17 protein-coding genes and 1 tRNA gene are annotated in these 23,624 nt (G+C 64.5%); 7 read left to right on the top strand and 11 right to left on the bottom strand.

Annotated features, from left to right (window positions below):
* The first annotated feature begins 2 nt into the window (after positions 1 to 2).
* On the top strand, positions 3 to 1,427 hold the full coding sequence (locus tag ACVOMF_RS02835; protein ID WP_481507920.1) for an efflux transporter outer membrane subunit: 1,425 nt from the start codon (positions 3 to 5) through the stop codon (positions 1,425 to 1,427).
* Between the two features lie 258 nt (positions 1,428 to 1,685).
* Here the strand turns inward: ACVOMF_RS02835 and ACVOMF_RS02830 are convergent, their stop codons facing one another.
* The 3 genes from ACVOMF_RS02830 to rnr form a co-directional block, all read right to left on the bottom strand.
* Positions 1,686 to 2,876: a DmpA family aminopeptidase gene (locus ACVOMF_RS02830; RefSeq protein WP_481507919.1), complete on the bottom strand. Its 1,191-nt coding sequence runs from the start codon at positions 2,874 to 2,876 to the stop codon at positions 1,686 to 1,688.
* Positions 2,877 to 2,884: 8 nt separating this feature from the next.
* Positions 2,885 to 3,628: a 23S rRNA (guanosine(2251)-2'-O)-methyltransferase RlmB gene (gene rlmB, locus ACVOMF_RS02825; protein WP_282273113.1), complete on the bottom strand. Its 744-nt coding sequence runs from the start codon at positions 3,626 to 3,628 to the stop codon at positions 2,885 to 2,887.
* A gap of 123 nt (positions 3,629 to 3,751) precedes the next feature.
* Positions 3,752 to 6,289: a ribonuclease R gene (gene rnr / locus ACVOMF_RS02820; protein WP_481507918.1), complete on the bottom strand. Its 2,538-nt coding sequence runs from the start codon at positions 6,287 to 6,289 to the stop codon at positions 3,752 to 3,754.
* 115 nt (positions 6,290 to 6,404) lie between these two features.
* Here rnr and ACVOMF_RS02815 point away from each other — a divergent pair.
* Positions 6,405 to 6,491, top strand: a tRNA-Leu gene (locus ACVOMF_RS02815).
* Between the two features lie 267 nt (positions 6,492 to 6,758).
* Here the strand turns inward: ACVOMF_RS02815 and ACVOMF_RS02810 are convergent.
* The 4 genes from ACVOMF_RS02810 to ACVOMF_RS02795 are packed head-to-tail and all read right to left on the bottom strand — an operon-like array spanning position 6,759 to position 11,436.
* Positions 6,759 to 8,321: a DHA2 family efflux MFS transporter permease subunit gene (locus ACVOMF_RS02810; RefSeq protein WP_481507917.1), complete on the bottom strand. Its 1,563-nt coding sequence runs from the start codon at positions 8,319 to 8,321 to the stop codon at positions 6,759 to 6,761.
* Between the two features lie 7 nt (positions 8,322 to 8,328).
* Positions 8,329 to 9,510 (bottom strand): multidrug transporter, encoded by a 1,182-nt coding sequence (locus tag ACVOMF_RS02805; RefSeq protein WP_481507916.1) that lies wholly within the window; start codon positions 9,508 to 9,510, stop codon positions 8,329 to 8,331.
* A gap of 13 nt (positions 9,511 to 9,523) precedes the next feature.
* Positions 9,524 to 10,996, bottom strand: coding sequence for an efflux transporter outer membrane subunit (locus ACVOMF_RS02800; RefSeq protein WP_481507915.1), 1,473 nt, complete (start codon positions 10,994 to 10,996; stop codon positions 9,524 to 9,526).
* Positions 10,993 to 11,436, bottom strand: coding sequence for a MarR family winged helix-turn-helix transcriptional regulator (locus ACVOMF_RS02795; RefSeq protein WP_481507914.1), 444 nt, complete (start codon positions 11,434 to 11,436; stop codon positions 10,993 to 10,995). Before ACVOMF_RS02795 ends, ACVOMF_RS02800 begins: the two co-directional genes overlap by 4 nt.
* Positions 11,437 to 11,650: 214 nt before the next feature.
* Here ACVOMF_RS02795 and parC point away from each other — a divergent pair, with 214 nt between their 5' ends.
* Both parC and ACVOMF_RS02785 read left to right on the top strand, forming a co-directional pair.
* A complete protein-coding gene (gene parC / locus ACVOMF_RS02790) occupies positions 11,651 to 13,894 on the top strand; it encodes a DNA topoisomerase IV subunit A (protein ID WP_481507913.1) in 2,244 nt (747 codons plus the stop codon).
* A gap of 120 nt (positions 13,895 to 14,014) precedes the next feature.
* Positions 14,015 to 14,671, top strand: a complete 657-nt coding sequence (locus ACVOMF_RS02785) for a thiopurine S-methyltransferase (RefSeq protein ID WP_481507912.1) — start codon at positions 14,015 to 14,017, stop codon at positions 14,669 to 14,671.
* Between the two features lie 68 nt (positions 14,672 to 14,739).
* On the opposite strand, the gene ACVOMF_RS02780 is transcribed toward ACVOMF_RS02785, so the two are convergent.
* Positions 14,740 to 15,228, bottom strand: coding sequence for a bacterioferritin (locus ACVOMF_RS02780; protein WP_481507911.1), 489 nt, complete (start codon positions 15,226 to 15,228; stop codon positions 14,740 to 14,742).
* Between the two features lie 149 nt (positions 15,229 to 15,377).
* Here ACVOMF_RS02780 and ACVOMF_RS02775 point away from each other — a divergent pair, with 149 nt between their 5' ends.
* Positions 15,378 to 17,699 carry a penicillin acylase family protein gene (locus tag ACVOMF_RS02775; protein ID WP_481507910.1) on the top strand — a complete coding sequence of 774 codons (2,322 nt, stop codon included), beginning with the start codon at positions 15,378 to 15,380 and terminating at the stop codon, positions 17,697 to 17,699.
* 175 nt (positions 17,700 to 17,874) lie between these two features.
* Here ACVOMF_RS02775 and ACVOMF_RS02770 read toward each other — a convergent pair whose 3' ends face one another.
* From ACVOMF_RS02770 to asnB, 3 genes are all read right to left on the bottom strand, one after another.
* A complete protein-coding gene (locus ACVOMF_RS02770; protein ID WP_481507909.1) occupies positions 17,875 to 18,303 on the bottom strand; it encodes a Rid family hydrolase in 429 nt (142 codons plus the stop codon).
* A 57-nt stretch (positions 18,304 to 18,360) separates the two neighbouring features.
* On the bottom strand, positions 18,361 to 19,746 hold the full coding sequence (locus ACVOMF_RS02765) for a cation:proton antiporter (protein WP_481507908.1): 1,386 nt from the start codon (positions 19,744 to 19,746) through the stop codon (positions 18,361 to 18,363).
* A gap of 98 nt (positions 19,747 to 19,844) precedes the next feature.
* Complete coding sequence (gene asnB / locus ACVOMF_RS02760; RefSeq protein WP_481507907.1) at positions 19,845 to 21,530, bottom strand: asparagine synthase B; 1,686 nt, start codon at positions 21,528 to 21,530, stop codon at positions 19,845 to 19,847.
* A gap of 356 nt (positions 21,531 to 21,886) precedes the next feature.
* On the opposite strand from asnB, the gene ACVOMF_RS02755 reads away from it, so the two are divergent.
* Both ACVOMF_RS02755 and ACVOMF_RS02750 read left to right on the top strand, forming a co-directional pair.
* The gene (locus ACVOMF_RS02755) at positions 21,887 to 22,783 is read left to right on the top strand and encodes a tetratricopeptide repeat protein (RefSeq protein ID WP_481507906.1); all 897 of its coding nucleotides are present in this window, start codon (positions 21,887 to 21,889) and stop codon (positions 22,781 to 22,783) included.
* Positions 22,784 to 22,880: 97 nt separating this feature from the next.
* Positions 22,881 to 23,567: a pentapeptide repeat-containing protein gene (locus tag ACVOMF_RS02750; RefSeq protein WP_481507905.1), complete on the top strand. Its 687-nt coding sequence runs from the start codon at positions 22,881 to 22,883 to the stop codon at positions 23,565 to 23,567.
* Positions 23,568 to 23,624 lie beyond the last annotated feature (57 nt).

Below are 23,624 nucleotides of genomic sequence, written 5' to 3'. Positions count from 1 at the left end.
CCATGAAAGCACTCCGTCCCCTGCTGCTCTCTGCCGCCCTGACCGCTGCCTTGGCCGGCTGCGCCACCACGCCCAGCGCCGACCCTGCCGCCGACCTGCGCGTAGCCAACGTCTATGGACGCGGCGACGCTGCTGCCAATGAGCCGGTTCAGGCCGTCGAGCACGAAGTGACCGCACCGGTTGCCGATGTGCATGCCGATGCCTGGTGGCAGGGCTTCGCCGATCCGAACCTGGACCAGCTGATCGAGCGCGTACTGGCCAGCAACACCGACATGGCCTCGGCCGGTTTGAAGCTGGAACGTGCCCGCGCCCAGGCCGGACTTGCCTCTGCCGATCTGTGGCCACAAGCCAGCGGCTCGGTCAGCGCCAGCGGCAGCCGCAGTACCGACAGCGGCGATGACTGGTCGCGCAACCACAGCGCCAGCGTGTCGCTGGGCTGGGAGCTGGACCTGTGGGGCAAGCTGCGCGGCCAGCGCGATATCGCCCAGTGGGAAGCGCAGGCCACCGCGCAGGACCTGCAGAGCACGGCGCTGAGCCTGGTCGGCCAGAGCACCGAGCTGTATTGGCAACTGGGTTACCTCAACCAGGCGATTGCGACCGGCCAAGCCAATCTTGAACGCCTGCAGCGCACTGCTTCATTGGTGCAGACCCAGTTCGATGCCGGCGGCGTATCGCGGTTGGAAGTGCGCCAGGCGCAGCAGAACATCGAGAGTCAGAAGGCTGCGCAATCGCAGCTGGAACAGCAACGGGTGGAAACCCGCAATTCCTTGACCGTACTGCTGGACGGCCAACCGTGGCCGCTGGCGAACGAGCCGCAGAACCTTGATGTCGCGCAGAGCCCGGCCCTGGTCGAAGGCATGCCTGCCGAGTTGCTGGCGCGCCGGCCGGACCTGCGTGCCGCCGAGCTGCGCCTGCGGCAGTCACTGAAGAGCATCAAGGTGACGGCGACCAGCTATTACCCCAGCCTGAGCCTGAGCGGTTCGGTAGGCAGCTCCAGCAGTTCGCTAGGGGATGTGCTGACCAATCCGGTAGCGACGCTGGGTGCCGGCCTGAGCCTGCCGTTCCTGAAATTCCGGCAGATGCAGCTGGATATCAAGTCGGCCGATCTTTCCTACCAGATCGCCGCCAATGATTTCCGGCGCTCGCTGTATACCGCGCTGTCGGAAGTGGACAACGCCTTGTCAGCGCGCACCCGCCTGGCTGAGCAGGTCGCAGCGGCGCAGGCTTCGTATGACGAAGCGGTGGAGATCGCGCGCTTGTACGAGGTGCGCTATCGCGCCGGTGCCACCGACCTGCGCACCTGGCTGGAGGCGGAGCAGACCCGCCGCAACGCTGAGTTGTCGCTGGCACAGACCAAGCGCAGCCAGCTGGTCAATGATGTGACGTTGTACAAGGCGCTGGGTGGTGGGGCCCAAAAGCCGCAATGAAGTCCGCTTAAGCCCCTCTCCCGTTCACGGGAGAGGGGTTGGGGTGAGGGGAAGCTTCTAGCGAGAGAATGTTGAGCAGCGCGCACTCCTGCTTTGCGCGTTACCCGTTTTTCGGGGAAGGCCCCCCCCCATAGCGGAGGAAACAGCGTCAAGCAACCTCAAAAGCCCCCCTCATCCGACGCTTCGCGCCACCTTCTCCCGCTCGCGGGAGAAGGGATTTCGACAGGCATCTCTGCGGTCTGTAGCACTCCAAGCACCCTACTGCCCCGGCGCGTTCACCCCATGCCGCTGCAAAACCTCCTGCACCTTATCCAGCGGAATCGCCTCCACCGTCTGCCCATTACCACTCACCGTGGTCGCCATGAACAAAGCGTTGTAGACCGACTCTTCCACCGCATCCACGCTGGCCTGGAACACCGCACTCATCTGCTCGTTGGCTAGTTCGGTGGTCTGCAACTGCGCCGCATCGAACCCGCGCCGCACCGATTCGGCCGTTGAAAACGCCAGCACATAGTCGCCGCTGCCGTTGGATGCCGAACTACCCGTCCGCCCCAACCCCATCATCCCGCGCGAGGCCAAGCGCCGCAGGTTGCGATCCGACAAGGGCGCGTCGGTCGCCACCACGATGATCACCGAGCCATCGCCGCGATCATCGGCAAGCCCGCGCACATTGCCCTGCGCAGCCACCGCATTCTGGAATGCATAGCGATCAAGCTCGCGTCCAACCGGCGCCCCCTCAACCTGCAACACGCCACCGAAATTGGCCTGCACCAACACGCCCACGGTCCAGCCGCCAAGACTCTCGGGCAGCTTGCGCGAAGAGGTGCCAATACCGCCCTTCCAGCCAAATGCCACCGTGCCGGTGCCGGCACCGACACTGCCTTCCTGCACCGGCCCGCCCTTCGCGCTCTCCAATGCCCGGCGCACCGCGTCCGCGGTAACTGGCCGTGCGCGGATGTCATTGAGGCCGCCATCGTTGGTTTCGCCAACAACCACGTTCAACGAGCGCACCTGCTGCATGTCCGGCTGCGCCAGCATCCACTCGGCCATCGCATCAGCCGCCTTCCACACGCATAGCGTGCAGGTCAGCAGGATCGGGGTTTCCAGTTCGCCCAGTTCGTTGACCTGGGTGCTGCCAACAAATTTGCCGAAGCCGTTGCCAACATGCAGCGCCGCCGGCACCCGTGAGCGGTAGGCATTGCCGGGATGCGGCAGGATCGCGGTAACGCCGGTGCGTACCGTGTTACCGGTACTCAGCGTCACCTGGCCAACGCGCACGCCGGCCACGTCGGTGATCGCGTTGTTGCTGCCGGGGCTGAAGATGCCGGGCGCGACGCCCAGCTCACGCGCGCGTTGGCGCGGTGCGTCCTGCGCAGCGGCGCCCAGGACGCAAAGCCCCGCCAGCGCCACAGTCAATCGGAGGAAAAGACGATGCGGCGTGCGGGGCATGGTGTTCCTTACAGGCGTTGGCGGACTGCCTCGAACAATGCCACACCCGTCGCCACGGATACATTGAGGCTCTCGACGTCGCCCGGCATCGGGATGCGCACCAGCTGGTCGCAGGTTTCGCGGGTCAGGCGGCGCATGCCGTCGGCTTCGCCGCCCATCACCAGCGCCACGTTGCCGCGCAGGTCGAGCTTGTGAATGGTGGTTTCCGATTCACCGGCCAACCCGTACACCCACACGCCCAGCTTCTGCATGTCCTTGATGCAACGGACCAGATTGGTCACCGACACCACCGGAATGCTGTCCGCCGCACCGGCGCTGACCTTGCGCACGGTCGCATTGACCGGAGCGCTCTTGTCCTTGGGGATCACCACCGCGGTGACGCCAGCGGCGGCGGCACTGCGCAGGCAGGCGCCCAGGTTGTGCGGGTCCTGCACCTCGTCCAGCACCAGCACCAACGCCTTGCCTTCGGCCGCTTCGATCAGGCCCTTCAGTTCGTTCTCGTCCCACAGCTTGGGCGCGGCATAGCGCGCGACCACGCCCTGGTGGCGGACCTGGCCGGCCACGCCTCCCAGCGCCTGGGCGTTGACCTTGCGCACGTCGATGCCCTTGCGCAGGGCTTCTTCCTCGATTTCAACCAGGCGCGGGTTCTTGGCGCCGGCCTCGATCAGGACCTCGCGGACGTTTTCGGGGTCTTTCTCGATCGACGAAGCAACGGCATTGACGCCGACGATCCACTGGTTCTGCTTGCTCATGGGCGTCACATGGGGACTTCTGGGGGTGGCAATGGTAGGCCGATTCGGCCCGGCCCGCAGCTGCCACCGGCCTGCGGGGTGCGGGAAAGGCGGCCATCGCTGCTGCGAGGGCCACTCCCGGCATCAATACTTCTGCTTGGTGCGCTTGGCTGGCTTGCCGCGTTCGGGCAGCGGCGGCAGGCCTTCCTCCAACGGCTCGCCATCCAGCTTCTCGACCAGCCGGAAGTCGATCTTGCGCTCTTCCATGCTGGCCTTGAGCACCAGGATGCGGACCCGGTCACCGAGCCGGAACTCGTTGCCACGACGGTCGCCGCTCAGCGTCTTGCGGATCGGGTCGAACTGGTAATAGTCGTGCGGCAGCTGGGTCACGTGGACCAGGCCATTGACCTTGGACTCGTCCAGCTCGACGAACAGGCCGAAGCTGGTCACGCCGCTGATCACGCCATCGAACTGGCTGCCGACGTGCTTTTCCATCCATGCGGCACGGAAACGCTCGTCGACCTCACGCTCGGCCTCATCGGCACGGCGCTCACGCTCGGAACACTGCAGCGACAAGGCCGCCATTTCGCGCGGGGTATAGGTGTACTTGTCGAGTGGACCGCCGCTCAGCGCGTACTTGATGGCACGGTGCACCAGCAGGTCGGGGTAGCGACGGATCGGCGAGGTGAAGTGCGCGTAGGCCTCCAGCGCCAGGCCGAAGTGGCCGTTGTTGTCCGGCGAATACACCGCAAGCGACTGGCTGCGCAGCAACACCGACTCCAGCAGCGCCGCATCCGGGCGCTCGCGCACCTTCTTCAGCAGCTTGGTGTAATCACCCGGCTGCACCTTGCTCCACGGCGGCAGACTCAGCTTGAACTCCTTGAGGAACTCCAGCAGGTCGGCGAACTTGGATTCCGGTGGCCGCTCATGCACGCGGAACGGCGCAGGCACATGCTTGGACAGCAGGTAGCGCGCGGCCTCCACGTTGGCAGCGATCATGCATTCCTCGATCAGCTTGTGGGCGTCGTTGCGCACCATCATGCCGGCCTGGGTGACCTCGCCACGGTTGTCCAGCACGAAGCGCACTTCCGAGGATTCAAACTCGATGGCGCCGCGACGCTCGCGCGCCTTGGACAGGATGCGATAGAGCTGGTGCAGGTTCTGGATCTGCGGCAGCAGCGGGCCGATGAAGGCCTTGGCATCTGCATCGTCCTCGCCCACCGCCGCCCACACCTGCGTGTAGGTCAGGCGTGCGTGTGAGTTCATCACCGCTTCGTAGAACTTGGACTCGCTGACCTGGCCATCGCGCCCGATCTGCATGTCGCAGACGAAGCACATGCGGTCTTCCTTCGGCCGCAGCGAGCAGATGCCGTTGGACAGCGTCTCCGGCAACATCGGCACCACGAAACCGGGGAAGTACACCGAGGTCGCACGGCGCTGTGCCTCGTCATCCAGCGGCGTGCCGGGACGCACGTAGTTGGAGACATCGGCGATGGCGACCACCAGGCGGAAACCGTCGCGGTTCGGCTCGCAATAGACCGCATCATCGAAGTCCTTGGCGTCCTCGCCATCGATGGTGACCAGCGGCATCGAACGCAGGTCCACGCGCTTGCCGATCATCGAGGCTTCTACCGTCAACGGCACGGCTGTGGCTTCGTCCAGCACCTCCGGGGGGAACTCGTAGGGCAGCTCATGGCCGTGGATGGCGGTTTCCACCACTAGCGACGGGGTCAGCTTGTCGCCGAGCACGGCAATGATCTTGCCGATCGGCGGACGCCGCGAATCCGGCGCATGGGTCAGTTCGCAGACCACCAGCTGCCCGTCCTTGGCACCTCCAGTGAGGTCGCCCGGGATCTGGATGTTGCGCTGGATGCGCTTGTCGTCCGGCACCACGTAGCTGATGCCAGCCTCGATGCTGAAATGCCCGATCAGGCGGTTGACGCCACGTTCCAGCACGCGGGCGATGGCGCCTTCGCGGCGGCCACGGCGATCGATGCCGGTGACGTTGGCCAAGGCACGGTCACCGTGCATGACCTTGCGCATTTCATACGGCGACAGGAACAGGTCGTCACCGCCCTCGTCCGGGCGCAGGAAGCCGAAGCCTTCCGGGTTGGCGATGACCACGCCAGGGATCAGGCTCAACTGGCTGACCGGTGCGAAGCCGCCGCGACGGTTCTGCACCAACTGGCCGTCGCGCACCATCGCACCAAGGCGTTTGGACAGCGCGTCGGCACGATCGGGCTCGGTCAGGCCCAGCGCGGCACCGATTTCCTCGGCGTTCTGCGGGCCCTCGCAGCGGTCCAGCAACTGCAGGATGGCCTCGCGGCTGGCAATCGGTTGCGCGTAGCGCTCAGCTTCGCGCGATGCATACGGATCATCGAACGCAGCAGCCGGCGGACCGGACTTGCGACGGCCGCGCACGAAGCTCTGCGGCGCGGCATCGTCATTGAATTTGCGTTTGCCAGGCTTGGCCGCGCCGGAGCGCGCCGGGCCAGCCTTGCCGGGCTTTGCGCCGGCAGACTTCGAGCCGCTGGGCTTCGCTGGTGCGGTCAGACTCTCCGGCATCCATGGCGGCAGCTTGGCGGTTTTTGCTTTGGGGGCTTTGCCCGGCGCCTTGCCCGGCTTGCTGCCGGTGGCGGACTTGCGGGCCTTATCGGCCCCAGTGGTCTTTTTGTTTTTCATCAGCCTCCATGGTACATGGACCAAGGTGTACAGGGTGCGCACAGCATCACTGCGGATGTTTGTGAAAAAACGTTGACAAAGATCCACATCCTCTGCAAACTGCGCGGCCTGAAGTGCCCAGGTGGCGGAATTGGTAGACGCACTAGCTTCAGGTGCTAGCGGGGGCAACTCCGTGGAGGTTCGAGTCCTCTCCTGGGCACCATGACTCAAACGAAACAACCCGCGAAAGCGGGTTTTTTTGTGCCCGCAGTTTTTATCTGTAGTGCCGAGCCATGCTCGGCAGAGGCCTTACCGATAATCCCAACCTGTAGTGCCGAGCCATGCTCGGCAGAGGTTCTGCCGGTGATGCCCCATTGCCGAGCATGGCTCGGCACTGCACAAAACGAAGCCCGCAATCTTTCGGATTGCGGGCTTCGCTGTAGCGTCATTGCTGTCGGCTTCGGGGCTTACGCCGCTCCTACAAACTGCATCAATGCCCGCCTGCCGATGCTGCACCACCACCTGCACCAAACGGCGGCTTGGCCAGCCACACCAGGCCGATGATCAGCAGGAACACCCAGCCCAGCAGCAGGAAGATGTCGTTGAAGCCCATCTGCGACGCCTGATGGTTGATCATCTCGTTGAGCACCGCCGCACCATGCTGCAGATCGCCCTGCCCCATCGCAGTTACCTGCTGATGCATGCCCGGGTCGTACAGGGACACATGTTCGGTCAGGTCAGCGTGATGCTGCTGGGTGCGACGCGCCCACAACCAGGTGGTCAACGATGCCGCGAAACTGCCACCCAGGGTTCGCAGGAAGGTCGCCAGGCCTGAGCCGGCAGCGATCTCACGGCCATCAAGATCGGACAGCAGGATCTGCAGCACCGGCATGAAGAACAATGCCAAACCAACACCCATCAACAGCTGCACGCCAGCAACATGCTCGAAGTTGACCTGCAGGTTGAAGCCCGAGCGCAGGAAGCTGGTCATCGACAACACGAAGAACGCAATCGTCGCCAGATAGCGCATGTCGACCTTGTGGCCGAACTTACCCAACAACGGCGCCACCAGGATAGGCAGGATGCCCAATGGTGCTGTGGCCAGACCCGCCCAGATCGCGGTATAGCCCATGTCGCGCTGCAACCACTGCGGGATCATCAAGGCGACCGAGAAGAACGCGGCATAGCCGACGATCATCGCCAAGGTGCCAGCACGGAAGTTGCGATGCCGCAGCAGCTTCAGGTCGACGATGGGGTCCTTGTCGGTCAGCTCCCAGATCACGAACACCGCCAACATCACCGCAGCGATGCAGGTGAGCACCACGATCTTGGTCGAACTGAACCAGTCTTCCTCGTTGCCCAGGTCCAGCATCACCTGCAAACAGCCGACACCGATCACCAGGGTGACCAGACCGACGTAATCCATCTTCGGCCGTTCGGTGGTTTCAACGCGATGACGTAGCTGGCTACCGACAACCGCCGCAGCGATGACACCCAGTGGCACGTTGATCAGGAAGATCCATTCCCAGCTGTAGTTGTCGGTGATCCAGCCACCGAGGATGGGACCAGCAATAGGCGCCACCACGGTGATCATTGCCAGCAAGGCCAGCGCCTGCCCGCGTTTCTCGCGCGGATAGATCGACACCAGCAACGACTGGGTGATCGGGTACATCGGCCCGGCCACGAAGCCCTGCAGCGCGCGCGACACCACCAGCATGCCCATGCTCTGGGCGATGCCGCACAAAAGCGAGGCGATCGAGAACGCGATCGTCGCCCACATGAACAACTTGACCTCACCGAAACGGCGGCTCAACCAACCGGTCAGCGGCAAGGCAATCGCAGTGCTGACCGCGAACGAGGTGATGACCCAGGTTGCCTGCTGTGAACTGGCGCCGAGGTTGCCGGCAATCGTCGGCAACGAAACGTTGGCGATGGTGGTATCCAGCACCTGCATGAACGAAGCCAGGGCCAGGCCCGCCGTGCACAGGGCTACATTGACGGGCGCTGCACCGGCCGCAGGCGCGGCGGGTGCGGCAGGAGCTTGAGCGGACATGGCGACCTCAGCTGGCGCGCGCGGACGACGGCAGGTTGTCCTGGATGATGCGGTGGATCAGTTCGTCGGCATCGTGCAGCTGCTTGGCGTAGATCTGCGTGCCGTACACCATGCCCTTGGCCGCTTCTGCCGGTAGCACCGCGCCCTTCTGGTCGTGCAGGTTGACCTCGGCCTTCATCGACAGACCCAGGCGCAGCGGATGCTCGGCCAACTGCTTGGCATCGATGGCCACGCGCACCGGCACACGCTGCACGATCTTGATCCAGTTGCCGCTGGCGTTCTGCGCCGGCAGCAGCGAGAACACCGAGCCGGTGCCCAGGCCGAGATTGGTGATATGGCCCCTGTAGGTCACGTCACCACCGTACAGGTCCGAGCGCAGTTCCACTTCCTGGCCCAGGCGCATATGCCGCAGCTGGGTTTCCTTGAAGTTGGCATCCACCCACATCTGCTCGGCCGGCACCACCGCCATCAAGGCCGCACCCGGCTGCACGCGCTGGCCAACCTGCACCGAACGACGCGCGACATAACCGGTGACCGGCGCAACGATGCCGGCGCGGGCGTTGTTGAGATAGGCCTGCCGCAGCTGCGCCGCGGCCGCCTGCACGTCCGGCTGGGTAGCGATGACGGTGTCGTCGATCAGCGCGCGGCTGCGCTCGACGGTTTCACGCGAACCGGCAACTGCGGCTTCGGCAGCGGCCAGCTCGTCACGGGCGTGGGCCAGTTCTTCATTGGAAATGGCACCGCTGGCTGCAAGGTCACGACGACGGGCGAAGTCTTCGCGAGCACGCTTCACCGACACCATCCGCGCGTTCAATTCTGCCTGCGCACCTTCGGCGCTGCGGTACAGGCCGCGCACCTGGCGCACGGTGGTGGCCAGGTTGGCCTGCGCCTGCTGCATCGCCACTTCGGTATCGGCCGGATCCAGCTGCACCAGCAGCTGACCCTGCTCCACCTTCATGCCGTCATCGGCGGCGATGGACACGACGGTACCGGCAATCTGCGGGGTGATCTGCACCTGGTTGCCGCCGACATAAGCGTCGTCGGTTTCCTCGGCCCAGCGGCCCAGGAAGTAGTACCACGCGGCAAACGCCGCCAGCAGGATCAGGATGACGAACAACAGGCCGCGCAGCAGCTTGCCGCGACGGCTGGGAGCGGCGACTGCCGCTTCGGGGGAGGAGGTCTGGTTCATGGGGGGAGGCGTCTCAGGAATTCGAGTTGGCGGTAACGGCGGCAGGTTCCGCACTGGTATCGGGCTGGAAGCCCCCTCCCAATGCCACACTCAGGCGCACCGAGGACAGCAGCCGTTGCGACTGCAGATTGCTCAGCTGCTGCTGGCTGCGCAGCAACTGGTCCTGCGTACTGAGCACGTCCAGGTAATTGCCGATGCCGGCGCGGTAGCGTTGTTGGGCCAGGTCATGGGCCGCCTGCGCGGTGGTCTGCGCCTGCTGCTGGGCCTGCACCTGCTCGGTCAGCGAACGCAGCGCGACGACCTGGTCGGCCACATCACGCAGCGACTCGACCACGGAGTGGTTGTAGTTGGCCACCGCGAGGTCGTAATCGGCATCGCTGCCGGCCAAGCCGGCACGCAGGCGACCACCATCGAAGATCGGCAGGCTGAGTGCCGGTGCCAACACACCGAAGGTGGAGCCGCCCTGCAGCAGGCTGTCCAGGTTCTTCGACACCACGCCGCCCAGTGCGGTCAGGTTGAGGCTGGGATAGAAGCGGGTTTTGGCGGCCTTGATCTGCTTGTCTGCCGCTTCCACCCGCCAGCGCGCAGCGACGACGTCCGGACGACGCCCCAGCAGTTCGCTGGGCAGCACGCTTGGCAGCTGCAGGGCCAGCGGATTCAATTCGGCGGGGACAACAATATCCAGTCCGCGATCCGGGCCCTGCCCCAGCAGCGCCGCCAAGGCGTTGCGGGCGGAATCGATCTGCTGTTGCGCGGCCAGCTGTTGCTGGCGCGCCAACGGCAGTCGTGCCTGCGCCTGGGTTACCTGCAGGTTGCCGTCGATACCGGCGCGACGGCGCTGGTTGGTGAGCTCAAGCGTCTTTTCGGCGCGCGCCAGTTCGTCATTGGCAACCCGCTGTAGCTGTCCGGCATGGGCCAGCTGCACATAGGTCTGGACGATGGCGGCCGACAGATCCAGCCGCGCCGCCTGTGCGTCCACCGTCGAGGCATGGACGCTGTCCACTGCTGCTTCCCAGCTCGCGCGCTTGCCGCCCCACAGGTCGACGCCGTAGCTGAAGTTGGCTACCGCCTGCACGCTGCCCATGTAATCGCCGCCGAGATCTCCGGCCATCGATTCCGGCAAGGTCAGCCCGGTATAGCCGGGCGCCAGCGACACGTTGGGCTTGCGCTCGGCATTGGCACCGGACGCCTGTGCCTGTGCCTGCCGGAGGCGCGCATCGGCCGCTTCCAGGGAAGGATTGCTGCGCAAGCCTTCAGCCACCAGCACATCCAACTGCGGGTCGCCGAGCGCCCGCCACCAATCAGCGGCCGGAAAACCGGCGGCACTGAGCGGCGCTGTGGCCAGACTGCGCCCGGTCTTCAGACTATCGACGTCCAGCAGATGGCCCTGCGGCTGCAGGCCACGGCTGCTGGCACAGGCACCAAGTGCCAACACCAAAGCGCCGAGCAACAGCGGGCGCGCGTAGTTCAATGGAGAAGTGTTCATGGGGGAGAAAGGGTGTCCCGTACCCGGGCCAACAGGGAAAACAATTGGTCACGTTCGGCATCACTCAGGTCACCCAGGGCCAGATCAATGATCCGGTCACCGCGTACCTTGAGCTGTTGCCATAGTGCGTGGCCTTCGTCGGTCACTACGATCTGCAAGGCTCTTCTGTCCACCGCATGCGGCTCGCGCCGCACCGCACCCAGCGCCTCCAGCCGATCCAGCAGCCGGGTCACCGCGCTGGGCACCTGGTTGATGGCCTGGCCGAGCTCGGCCCCGGTACATGGCGCCATCTGCGAGAGCACTTTCAGCCCCACGTAATGGGTGAAGCCAATGCCCAGGCCTTCCTCGGCCATGGTCGCGTCGAGCTGGCGCACCAGCCCGTCACCCACCTGGCGCAACAGCAGGCCGAAGCTTGGGGGTACAGAAGAGGGTTCAGTCATGGGGCGGCATTTTATTTCCAGATGGAAATATATTCCATGGAATATTTCCACCAAGAAATGAATTCACCGTTACACATATGTAGTGAATCGATGACACTTACCTCACCCGGACTGCCGCCGCCCTTGGCATCGCCGCCGCCATCCGGATAATCGTCGGATCAGGCAGCCGGCGGTCCCCGCCTTGGCTCCGCACAACAGGTAGCACCCACCCGCAATGACTGAGTCTGCACGCCCCGCTTACCATGGCTTCGAACAGCAGCCACTGCGCGAATACGCTGAACGCGCCTATCTTGATTACTCCATGTACGTGGTACTGGACCGCGCCCTGCCGTTCATCGGCGACGGGCTCAAGCCGGTGCAGCGCCGCATCATCTATTCGATGAGCGAACTGGGCCTGGGTGCCGCATCCAAGCCCAAGAAGTCCGCCCGCACCGTCGGTGACGTCATCGGTAAGTACCACCCGCACGGCGACAGCGCCTGTTACGAGGCACTGGTGCTGATGGCCCAGCCGTTCTCGTTCCGCTACCCGCTGATCGACGGCCAAGGCAACTTCGGCTCCAGCGACGACCCCAAGTCGTTCGCGGCCATGCGTTACACCGAATCAAAGCTGACCCCGATCGCCGAGGTGCTGCTGGGCGAACTGGGCCAGGGCACCACCGACTGGTCGCCGAATTTCGACGGCACCCTGGAAGAGCCGAGCTGGCTACCGGCACGCCTGCCGCACCTGCTGCTCAACGGCACCACCGGCATCGCCGTGGGCATGGCCACCGACGTCCCGCCGCACAATCTCAATGAGATCGTCAGCGCGCTGGTGCGCCTGATCGACGAGCCGGATGCCACCGTCGCCGAGCTCTGCGAGCACGTGAAGGGCCCGGATTACCCGACCACCGCCGAGATCATCACTTCGCCGTCGGACCTGCGGAACATCTACGAAACCGGTAACGGCAGCGTGCGTGCGCGCGCCACCTTCAAGAAGGAAGGCAGCAACATCGTCATCGATGCATTGCCGCACCAGGTCTCGCCGTCCAAGGTGATCGAGCAGATCGCCGCACAGATGCGCGCCAAGAAGCTGCCGTGGCTGGAAGACATCCGCGACGAATCCGACCACGCCAACCCGGTGCGCGTGGTCTTGATGCCGCGTTCCAACCGCGTCGACGCCGAGCAGCTGATGGGCCACCTGTTCGCCATCACCGACCTTGAGCGCAGCTACCGCGTCAACCTCAACGTCATCGGCTTGGACGGTCGTCCGCAGGTCAAGAACCTGAAGATGCTGCTCAGCGAGTGGCTGCGCTTCCGCCAGGACACGGTCACCCGCCGCCTCAACCATCGCCTGCAGAAGGTCGAGCGTCGCTTGCACCTGTTGGAAGGCTTGCTGGTTGCCTTCCTCAACCTGGACGAAGTGATCCGCATCATCCGCACCGAGGACGATGCCAAGGCCGCGCTGATCGCGCGCTTCGCACTGAGCGAAGACCAGGCCGAGTACATCCTGGAAACCAAGCTCAAACAGCTTGCGCGCCTGGAAGAAATGAAGATCCGCGGCGAGCAGGATGAGCTGGCCAAGGAGCGCGACAAGATCCTCTCGATCCTGCAGAGCAGCGCCAAGCTGAAGAAACTGGTCAAGGACGAACTGCTGGCCGACGCCAAGAAGTTCGGCGATGAACGCCGTTCGCCGCTGGTGCAGCGCGGTGCCGCCCAGGCCATCGACGAGACCGAGCTGGTGCCCAGCGAACCGATGACCGTGGTGCTATCGGAGAAGGGTTGGGTACGCGCAGCCAAGGGCCACGACGTCGACGGTTCGACCCTGAACTACCGTGACGGCGACAGCCTGCTGGCGGTGGCACGTACGCGCAGCACCCAGCAGGTGGCCTTCCTCGATACCGAGGGCCGCGCCTATTCCACGCCGGTGCATACCCTGCCCTCGGCGCGTGGCAATGGCGAACCGCTGACCGGCCGTTTCTCGCCGGCCTCGGGCAGCAGCTTCGTCACCGTGGCCAGCGGTGACAACAACACCCGCTTCGTGCTGGCATCCACGCACGGCTATGGCTTCGTCACCCGCTTCGAGAACCTCACCGGCCGCAACAAGGCCGGCAAGGCGATGCTCAACCTGTCCGCCGGTTCGGCGGTACTGACCCCGTCCCTGGTCACCAACCCGGAAACCGACCGCATCGTCGCGGTCACCAGCGCCGGCAACATGCTCGCCATCCCGGCCAGCGAGCTGCCGGAACTGGACAAGGGCAAGGGCAACAAGATCATCGAGATCCCCAAGGCCAAGCTCTCCACCGAGCGCGTGGTCGCGGTGGTCGCGGTTGGTCCGGGCAATACCCTGCAGGTGCGCAGCGGCCAGCGCACCATGAACCTGTCGTTCAAGGACCTGGAGACGTACCTGGGAACGCGGGCGACGCGCGGGCATCTGCTGCCGAGAGGCTGGCAGAAGGTCGAAGGGCTGGAAGTCCAGTAAACAGAGAAAGGCGCGCCCAGGGCCACACAGTTTTATTTTTTTTTTTTTTGGGGGGGGGGGGTACGCCGCCCCCCAAAAACAGCGAACCAACCGGCAACACACTCGCAATTGGAGACCCCCATGCAACCCGACTTCTGGCTGCAACGTTGGCAGAACGGTCAAATCGGCTTCCATCGCAACGAGGTGATGCCACTGCTGCAGAAGCACTGGCCCGAACTGCAACTCCCGGCAGGCAGCCGCATATTGGTGCCGCTGTGCGGCAAGACCCTGGACATGCACTGGCTGGCCGCGCAAGGTCACTGCGTCCTTGGGATTGAACTATCACCGATGGCCATCGAGCAGTTCTTCGCCGAAGCCGACATCACCCCGCAGCGCCACAGCAGCCAGTACGGCGAGCATTACAGCGCCGGACCGATTGAGATCATCTGTGGCGACGCTTTCGCGCTCGATGCAGAGTTGCTGGCAGACATAGCCGGCGTCTACGACCGCGCCGCCCTGATCGCCCTGCCGCCGCACCTGCGCCAGCATTACCGCGACACCTTGTACGGGCAGTTGCCGGTCGGCTGCCAAGGTGTGCTGATCACCCTTGAATACCCGCAGGATGAGAAGCAGGGCCCTCCGTTCTCGGTGGAGGAAGCCGAAGTGCAGCGCTTGTTCGCCAGCCCGTGGCAGGCCGGCCTGTTGGAACGCCGCGACATCCTCGATCAGCAGCCGGACTTCCGTGCCGACGGCGTGAGCACGCTCTCCACCGCCGTATACAGGCTGCAACGCCTGTAGTGCCGACCCATGGTCGGCAGGGGCGTTACCGATTAATTCAAATGCCGACCAGGGGTCGGCACTACGGATCAATGCGCCGGGGTGCCCTTGGCGTCCATCTTGCTCAGCTGGTACAGCTCAAGGCCAATGCGCTTGATCAGGCCCAGCTGCTTCTCCAGCCACCAGGCATGGTCTTCCTCGGTGTCACGCAGCTGCGCCAGCAGGATGTCGCGGCTGACGTAGTCACCCTGCGCTTCGCACAGCTTCACACCGGCGGCCAGATTGGCGCGCACCTGGTATTCCACCTGCAGATCCTTCTCCAGCATCTCCATCACGGTCACGCCCGGCTCGAAGGCGTGCGGACGCATGTCCGGGTTGCCGCCAAGGAACAGGATGCGACGCAGCAATGCATCGGCATGTTCGGTCTCTTCTTCCATCTCGTGACCGATGCGCTCGTACAGCGCCAGCAGGCCCTGATCCTCGTAACGACGGGAATGGATGAAGTACTGGTCGCGTGCAGCCAGTTCGCCGCGCAGCAGTTCCTTCAGGCACTCAATGACTTCGGGTTTGCCCTGCATGGGGGTGCTCCTGATGATTCGATGGTGCATAGGGTGCCCCATCTGAAAACCCAATGATCTAATCGGAATCACTTTCAGTTGCGATTCCCTCTCTTTCGGCTTCACAAGCTGTCTACAATCGCGGCAGAACCGCTACCGGGGGTAGGCCTGTGCTGCGTTGGCTGCTGCGTTCGCTTTGGGTTGTATTGGGGCTGTTGCTGGTACTGCTGCTGGTCATCTGGGGGCTACTGCGTGGCAGCTTGCCGCAGCTTGACGGGGAACTGGCCCTGCCGGGGCTGTCGGCGCCGGTCAGCATCCAGCGCGATGCGCTGGGGGTGCTCACCGTCGAGGCCGCCAACGAGACCGACATGGCCCGCGCCCTGGGCTATGTGCACGCGCAGGAACGCTTCTTCGAGATGGATCTGATGCGGCGCTCGGCCGCGGGGGAACTGTCCGAGCTGTTCGGCGCCAAGGCCTTGCCGCTGGACAAGCGCATGCGTGTGCACCGCTTGCGCGCCCACACCCAGCAGAACCTGGGTGCCGCCCTGGGCGACAAGCGCGGCGTCATCGAAGCCTACCGCGACGGCGTCAATGCCGGCCTGGCCGCGCTGCCGGTGCGGCCATGGCCTTATCTGCTGCTGCGCCAGCAGCCGCGACCGTGGGAGCTGGAGGACTCGGTACTGACCGGGCTGGCGATGTATGCCGACCTGCAGGACCCGACCAACTCCCGCGAACTGGCGATGGCGCGCATCCGCAGCGTCGTACCGCCTGCCCTGTACGCACTGCTTGCACACGACGGCAGCAGTTGGGATGCCCCCTTGTTCGGACCGCCCCGTGGCGATGCCGGCCTGCCGAACGCCGCAACCTTGGACCTGCGCGTTGCCGGCACCGCGCCACCTGCGCCGGTCGCCGCAGAGTCTGAGGTCTTAGGAAGCAATAACTTCGCGGTAGCAGGCGCCTTGACCGCCGACGGCCGCGCCATCATCGCCGACGACATGCACCTGGGCCTGCGTGCGCCGAATATCTGGTTCCGCGCACGCCTGCGCTATGCCGACCCGACCGCGCCGGAAGGCAAGGTCGATGTCGCCGGATTTACCCTGCCCGGCCTGCCCGCAGTCATCGTCGGCAGCAATACGCGGGTGGCGTGGGCCTTCACCAACAGCTATATCGACACCGCCGATTACACCACCCTGCCCGCCAATGCGCCGCTGCGCACCTTCAACGAGGCAATCGCCGTCGCCGGCGCCAGCCCGGAAATGCTGCTGGTGCGCGAAAGCAATTGGGGCCCGATCCTGCACGAGGAACCCGACGGGCAGCTGCTCGCTCTGCGCTGGGTGGGCCAGCAAGCTGGCGCGGTCCGTCTGGATTTCGCTGACATGGCCAAGGCCGCCGATCTGGATTCTGCCTTTGCAGTGGCCGATCGCTCAGGCATCCCTGCACAGAACCTGCTGGTCGCCGACCGCAGCGGCCGCATCGCCTGGCGCCTGATCGGCGCCAGACCTGCGCGCGACCCGGCCTGCCATGCCGATGCAGCGACACAGGCCAGCTGCCCGCCTTGGCCTATCCGCACCGACCAGGCACCGTCGCTGATTGACCCGCCCGATCACCGTCTGTGGACGGCCAATGGCCGCGTGCTAGATGGCGCCGCCCTGGCCGAAGCTGGCGACGGCGGTTATGACTTCGGTGCGCGCGCCAAGCAGATCCGCGACGGTCTGTTTGCCCACGAAAGCTTCAATGAAAGCGGCCTGCTGGCGATCCAGCTGGATGACCGTGCCCTGCTGATGGAACGCTGGTGGAAGCTGCTGCGGCAGACCATCGAACACAACAATGATCCTGCGCTCAAGCGACTGGAAGCCGCCAGCCGCCAATGGCAGGGCCGCGCATCCCCGGACTCGGTCAGCTATCGGATGGCACGCGGGTTCCGCGGCATCCTGATGGACAACATGGAAGGTGCGCTGTTGGCCCCCGCCAAGCAACAACTAGGGGAGCGCTACATAGCGCCAAAACTTGCGCAGTTCGAAGGCGTGCTATGGCCCTTGCTCAAGGAACGTCCACCGCATCTGCTGCCACCGCCTTATGAAAGCTGGGATGCCTTGCTCGCCGACAGCGCCCGCCAACTTGAGAAGGATCTGGCCGCACAGGGTCCGGATCTGGCGCAACGCAGTTGGGGCGAGCGCAACACCGCCGCGATCTGCCACCCCGTTTCGGCGGCGTTGCCGGGCCTGTTCAAGCGTTGGCTATGCATGCCGGCCCAGCCATTGGCTGGTGACGACAACATGCCGCGCGTGGTCGGCCCCAAGTTCGGTGCCTCCGAGCGCATGGTGGTGTCACCCGGCCACGAAGCCGACGGCATCGTGCACATGCCCGGCGGCCAGAGCGGCCATCCGCTATCACCGTTCTGGGGCGCAGGCCACGACGACTGGGTGGAAGGCCGACCAACTCCGTTTCTGCCAGGCAAGCCGACGCACAGCCTGAGCTTGACCCCAAGATAAAAACAGCGCCGCGCTTAGCCCGGCTGACATCTGAGTGTGGGAGCGGCGTCAGCCGCGAGGCTGGATTCACCGAAACCATCGACGCATATGCAATCTGATGGTGTCCCTGCTTCGCGGCTTGCGCCGCTCCCACAAACGGCGGGCCTGCGTGTGGTCACTACCGCCCAGCCAAACCCTACTTCAGCCGCACCGTCCACTCCACCTCGAGCTTGGCCTCGGCGTCGAACAGACGGCTGATCTGCACCCAGCTCGCGGCCGGATACTTGCCGTCGGCGAAGAAGGTCTTGCGATCGGGAATCGCCTTGATCAAGCCGTCAATGTCGGTGGTGAACACGGTTTCTTTCACCACCTGGCTGCTGTCGGCATCGAACTGCTGCAGGATCTTCGTCAGCTTGCCGTAACAATCACGCACTGCGGCCTGCATGTCCGCGCCCCTGCAAGGCACGCCTGAAACATGCAAGGTATCGCCATCGCGGACCACGCCGGTGTAGCCGATATCTGCCTCCCAGCCTCCCAGTTGATGCCGTTCCAGCGGCACCTCGCTCGCGGTCGCGACAATTGGACTACTCAACAACCCCAGCATCAACAACGGCAATACGCGCATCGGAAATCCTTTTGAATTGAGAGGAACAACACCAACGAAGCATGTCTACGAAAGCACTCAGCCCGCCCTGCCCTTGCCGCGCGCACTCCAGCTCAGCAAGGGGCCGGTCATCGCGGTGGTCACCAAGGCCATGATCACCAATACCGCGAACAGGCGGTCGCCCAGCAAGCCAAGTTCATAACCAAGATTCAGCACGATCAGCTCCATCAAGCCGCGGGTGTTCATCAACACCCCCAGGCGCAACGAGTCTTGAACCGGCATGCCCGCGGTACGCGCAGCGGCAAACGTGCCAAGCAACTTGCCGATGCTCGCCACCGCTATCACCAGCAGACACAGCCAAAGATCACTGACCTGCAAGGCATCAGCACGCAGGCGCAATCCGGTCATCGCGAAGAACAGCGGCAACAACAAAGTCACCGCCAGCGGCTCGACCTTGTTGATGATCATCTCGCGCAGCTGCGTATTGGAATTTGCGGCGACACCGGCGGCAAACGCACCGAACAGTGCGTGGATGCCCAAGGACTCGGTCAACAAGGCGCTGGCAAGGGTCAGCAACAGCATTCCCAGCAACCATGCCCCTTCGCGTCCGGCGGCAATCTGCTGCCGCGCAAACCATGGCCGCACCACGCCCAACATCAGCCCGATGAAAACCGTCACACAGGCCAGACTGAAGCCCGCAGCCCCCCATCCTGCTGCCTGCGTGGCCGCAACAATCAGTGCGAGCATGCACCAGGCCGTAGCGTCGCCCAGTGCCGCACAGGCAATCGCCGTCTGCCCCAAAGGACTGTTGGTCATGCCGCGATCAGCAAGAATGCGCAGCAGCACCGGGAAGGCGGTGATGCTAAGCGAGATACCGATGAATAGCGCAAACGAGGTGAAGCCGACGCCGGCCGGGCCGTGCGCCGGATACAACCAGATCGCCAGCAACACGCCACACAAGAAGGGCACTGCGATACCGGCGTGACTCACTGCAATCGCAAAGCGCCGGCGCCCTTGCAGCCGCCCCAGATCCAGCTCCGCGCCGGCGACCAGCAGGAACATCAACACGCCCAGCTGGCTGACCAGACCAAGCGGGCCCAGCGAACTTGCCGGAAACAGCGTGGCCTGCAGTTGCGGAAAAACGCTGCCAAACAGCAGCGGCCCCATCATCAAGCCGGCGGCCATCTCACCGATCACAGCCGGCTGGCCAAACCAGCGCAACAGCCGTCCGGCGCCCTTGGCCACCAGCAGCAATACCAGCAACTGCAGCAGGAACAGACCCAAGGGTGAGCTCGAATGCAGCGCCGCCGAGCCGACCTTGACGGCCTGTTGCACTGGTGCCGGCACGTCCATTCCGACGTAACGGGCCAATAGCAGCGCGGCCACCAGCGGCAATGCGGCCCAAAGCAGGTAGAGCCAGCCCCAATGCACCCGCGAGCCGGGGTGATGCGTTCCTGCGTCCATGATCTTCCCTTGCGTAAGCCGGCGATGATACGGCCCACGGCTGCACTGCGGCAGCTGCAAACGCACGGCCCGTAAGACTACGGGCCGTGCGTCATCACTCAGCCAGCCAGCGCCTGCTCATGCACACCAGCCACGGCGCGGCCGGACGGATCGGCCATGCTGGCGAAGCTGGCATCCCAGGCAATCGCCGCTGGTGACGAACAGGCAATCGACTTGCCGCCCGGCACGGTTTCCGATGCCGCATGGCTGGGGAAGAACTGCTCGAAGACGTGGCGATAGTAGTACGCCTCCTTGGTCTGCGGCGGGTTGTGCGGGAAGCGCTTGTCGGCGGCGGCCAGCACGCGGTCGCTGACCTGTGCTTCGGCATGCGCCTTCAGACCGTCGATCCAACCGTAGCCGACGCCGTCACTGAACTGCTCCTTCTGCCGCCACAGGATTTCCTTGGGCAGGTAACCCTCAAAGGCCTCTCGCAACACCGCCTTCTCGATGCGGCCGGCGGCCTTGTCGACCATCTTGTGGCGCGCATCCATCTTCATCGCCACATCAAGGAACTCGCGGTCCAGGAACGGCACGCGCGGCTCCACGCCCCAGGCCATCATCGACTTGTTCGCGCGCAGGCAGTCGTAGTTGTTCAGCGCATCGAGCTTGCGCACCAGCTCCTCGTGGAACTCACGCGCGTTCGGTGCCTTGTGGAAGTACAGGTAGCCGCCAAAGATCTCGTCACTGCCTTCGCCGGACAGCACCATCTTCACGCCCATTGCCTTGATCCGTCGCGCCAGCAGGAACATCGGCGTGGATGCACGGATGGTGGTGACGTCGTAAGTCTCGACGTGACGGATCACCTCCGGCACTGCATCGAGGCCTTCTTCGAAGGTGTACTCGAAGCCGTGGTGCACGGTGCCCAGCATTTCCGCCGCCACCTTGGCCGCGGCCAGGTCGGGCGAACCCTTCAGGCCAATGGCGAAGCTGTGCAGGCGCGGCCACCAGGCCTCGCTCTGACCGCCGTCTTCGATGCGATTGCGCGCATAGCGCGCCGCAACCGCGGCGACCAGCGAAGAATCCAGGCCACCGGACAGCAGCACGCCATACGGCACGTCGGTCATCAGTTGGCGGTGCACGGCGCGCTCGAAGGCCTCGCGCAGTTCGGTCAGCGATACATCCACACCTTCCACCGCCTCGTACTCGCGCCACGGACGTTCGTAGTACTTGCTCAGCGTATCGGTGCTGCTGTCATACCAGTGGCCGGGCGGGAACTGGGCCACGTCGGCGCAGGTATCCGCCAGCGACTTCATTTCCGAGGCAACGCAGAGTCGGCCCTGCTTGTCGTGACCCCAGTACAGCGGCACCACACCGATAGGATCGCGGGCGATGATCACGCGCTGCTTGGCACGGTCCCACAGCGCGAAGGCGAAGATGCCGTTGAGCCTGTTCAAGTAGGACGCTGGCGCGTCCTCACGGTACAGCGCGTTGATTACTTCGCAATCCGAGCCGGTCTGGAAGGCGTAAGGCTGGGTCAGTTCCTTCTTCAGCTCCTGGTGGTTGTAGATCTCACCGTTCACTGCCAGCGCCAGTTGACCGTCGTCGGACAACAGCGGCTGCGAGCCACCGGCGGGGTCGACGATGGCCAGCCTCTCGTGCACCAGGATGGCGCCGTCGTCCACGTAGACGCCGCTCCAGTCCGGGCCGCGATGCCGCTGGCGCTGGGATTGTTCAAGCGCCTGCCGACGCAGCGCCTGCAGGTCGTCACCGGATTGCAGGCCAAAAATGCCGAAGATGGAACACATGGGAAAGCTCCTGGGTTGTGTGGGGACAAACATTGGAAGCAACGGCTTGAAGACCTGCAGCCGCTCGGTGTTCCCGCCCGGCCACAAAAAAACCCGCATCGGCCGATGCGGGTTTTCTGGTGTCCTGAGCGTGTTGCCTGTTCTAGCTCTGGTCGCAGTCCCGCAGTGGCCGCGCACGATTATTCGCGCGCAGATTATTGCGGTTGTTATTGTTGACGGCGGTGGCCAGGAACGAGGACATGGCGCTGACCGTATCCCGCTTTCGGCGCCCGCGCAACTGTTGCTTTGGCAACCGATTCAGCGGCCGGGTCGGCGCGCTCCGCGATAATCCCCGCCCCGTTGCCTGGACCTGCTGGATGCCCCGTCCCACTCCCCGCGTGCTGCTGTACGCCCTGCCCCTGTTCATCCTGCTCGGTTGCGCGACAAGGCCCAGCACCCGCCCTGCCAGCGACACCGAGCGCAATGCGCTCTCCGCAGCCGCTGATGGCCAGTTCGATTCGGCCCTGCGGGTCGCCAGGATGTACCAGGCCTGGAACGACCCACGTGCACTGGATTGGTACGCGCGCGCAGCAGCGACAACACCGCGCACCCACCGCAGCACCGGCGCCGAGGAGCAATTGGGCAGGATCCTTGAGCGCGGCCGCCTGGACAGCAGTGACGAACCGCAGAAGCCGGAGGATGTGCGCTTCAAGCCATCGCCACGCAAGGCATTGCGCTGGTACCAGAGTGCCGCCTACCACGGCTCGCCGTATGCCATGTCCGATCTGGCACGTTGGTACGAACGCGAGGGCGACATGGCAGGCGCACTGCGCTGGCGCCTGCGCTCGGCGGTGTACATGCGTGAGTTGTACAAGCTGGACGCACTGCGCAAGGCAACCCATGCCTCAACCGAAGCTGCGCGCCTTGCCCCCGACCAGCCCTCCACCAATGCGACCATCGCCCGCATCCAGCGGCGTGCCGCACGCGGCGATGCCGAGGCCCAGGTCGATCTTGGCGCCTTGCACGAAGCGGGCATCGGCATGCCAACGGACATGCGCGAGGCACTGCGCTGGTATCAGCGCGCCGGCGAACAGGGCAATGTCTACGGCCAGTACTTCAGCGGCTTGGCGCTCGGTCGCGGCAGCAAAGGCCTGCCGAAAGATGAGACTGCAGCGGCGGCATGGTTCGCGCGCGCCCAGGCGCAGGAGTTCTATCTGGCCGAGGAGTCGTACTGGCGCCGGGCCATCGCGCCGCCGTTCTTCATCTTCGAATAGATCGAGCAGGTCTGTACACACAACGTCCGCCGCAACAAGACTGCATCAGCAGAGCGATGTCGCGCAGAATGACGCGCAAGCACCTGCAGAGTTGGACATGACGAACACTCCGGTTTTCCACGAAGAAACCATCGACCGCGCGCGCATGCAGCAGATCATCCGCGCGCACCCGCGTGCAGCGGTGTTCGAATCCTGCACGCTGGACGAGGGCGATTTCTCGCGCCTGGACATGGATGGCTACCAGTTCAAGCAGTGCTCCCTCACCAAAACAAATTGGCTGGCCGCATCACTGGAGGAAAGCCAGTGGCAGAAATGCCGCGGCAGCCACTGCGACTTCAGTTCCGCGCAGCTAAGTGATTCGCGCTTCGATCACTGCGACCTCAACAACAGCTTCTGGCGACGCGCCACGCTCTCGTCGGTACAGTTCAAGGACTGCAAGCTGACCGGTGCCCACCTGCAAGAAGTCAGCGGCTGGGCACTGGAGTTCCGCGACTGCCTGCTGGTCAGCGCCGACCTGCGCGGCATGTCATTCCGCAAAGCGCAGCTGGAAGGCATGGACTTCTCCGATGCCGACCTCTCAGGCTGCGATTTCCGCGATGCCGTTTTCAGTGGCGGCAGCCTGCGCAACACACAGACCCGCCTGACCCGCTTCGAAGGTGCCGACCTGCGCGATACCGATATCAGCGGGCTCAACCTGATGGATGCCAAGCACTTCAAGAAAGCAGTGATTTCGCAGCGGCAGGCAGCGGCGGCGCTGGCGGCATTTGGGTTGATCGTCGCCTAGGAAAACAGGTGCTTCGGATATGCGCCAATACGGGCTTCCCGCTGGCCCAGGTCATGC

This window comes from Stenotrophomonas sp. STEN022, assembly GCF_056760155.1.
Note: the sequence above shows the minus strand (reverse complement) of the source record. Positions and strands in the feature narration are given on the sequence as shown.

Coding starts and splice junctions, on each gene's coding strand:
- ACVOMF_RS02765 (WP_481507908.1), bottom strand. CDS start 19,746: ATGGACGCAGGAACGCATCACCCCGGCTCGCGGGTGCATTGGGGCTGG.
- ACVOMF_RS02805 (WP_481507916.1), bottom strand. CDS start 9,510: ATGAACCAGACCTCCTCCCCCGAAGCGGCAGTCGCCGCTCCCAGCCGT.
- ACVOMF_RS02780 (WP_481507911.1), bottom strand. CDS start 15,228: ATGCAGGGCAAACCCGAAGTCATTGAGTGCCTGAAGGAACTGCTGCGC.
- ACVOMF_RS02830 (WP_481507919.1), bottom strand. CDS start 2,876: ATGCCCCGCACGCCGCATCGTCTTTTCCTCCGATTGACTGTGGCGCTG.
- rlmB (WP_282273113.1), bottom strand. CDS start 3,628: ATGAGCAAGCAGAACCAGTGGATCGTCGGCGTCAATGCCGTTGCTTCG.
- ACVOMF_RS02810 (WP_481507917.1), bottom strand. CDS start 8,321: ATGTCCGCTCAAGCTCCTGCCGCACCCGCCGCGCCTGCGGCCGGTGCA.
- ACVOMF_RS02770 (WP_481507909.1), bottom strand. CDS start 18,303: ATGCGCGTATTGCCGTTGTTGATGCTGGGGTTGTTGAGTAGTCCAATT.
- parC (WP_481507913.1), top strand. CDS start 11,651: ATGACTGAGTCTGCACGCCCCGCTTACCATGGCTTCGAACAGCAGCCA.
- ACVOMF_RS02785 (WP_481507912.1), top strand. CDS start 14,015: ATGCAACCCGACTTCTGGCTGCAACGTTGGCAGAACGGTCAAATCGGC.
- ACVOMF_RS02800 (WP_481507915.1), bottom strand. CDS start 10,996: ATGAACACTTCTCCATTGAACTACGCGCGCCCGCTGTTGCTCGGCGCT.
- rnr (WP_481507918.1), bottom strand. CDS start 6,289: ATGAAAAACAAAAAGACCACTGGGGCCGATAAGGCCCGCAAGTCCGCC.
- asnB (WP_481507907.1), bottom strand. CDS start 21,530: ATGTGTTCCATCTTCGGCATTTTTGGCCTGCAATCCGGTGACGACCTG.
- ACVOMF_RS02835 (WP_481507920.1), top strand. CDS start 3: ATGAAAGCACTCCGTCCCCTGCTGCTCTCTGCCGCCCTGACCGCTGCC.
- ACVOMF_RS02795 (WP_481507914.1), bottom strand. CDS start 11,436: ATGACTGAACCCTCTTCTGTACCCCCAAGCTTCGGCCTGCTGTTGCGC.
- ACVOMF_RS02750 (WP_481507905.1), top strand. CDS start 22,881: ATGACGAACACTCCGGTTTTCCACGAAGAAACCATCGACCGCGCGCGC.
- ACVOMF_RS02755 (WP_481507906.1), top strand. CDS start 21,887: ATGCCCCGTCCCACTCCCCGCGTGCTGCTGTACGCCCTGCCCCTGTTC.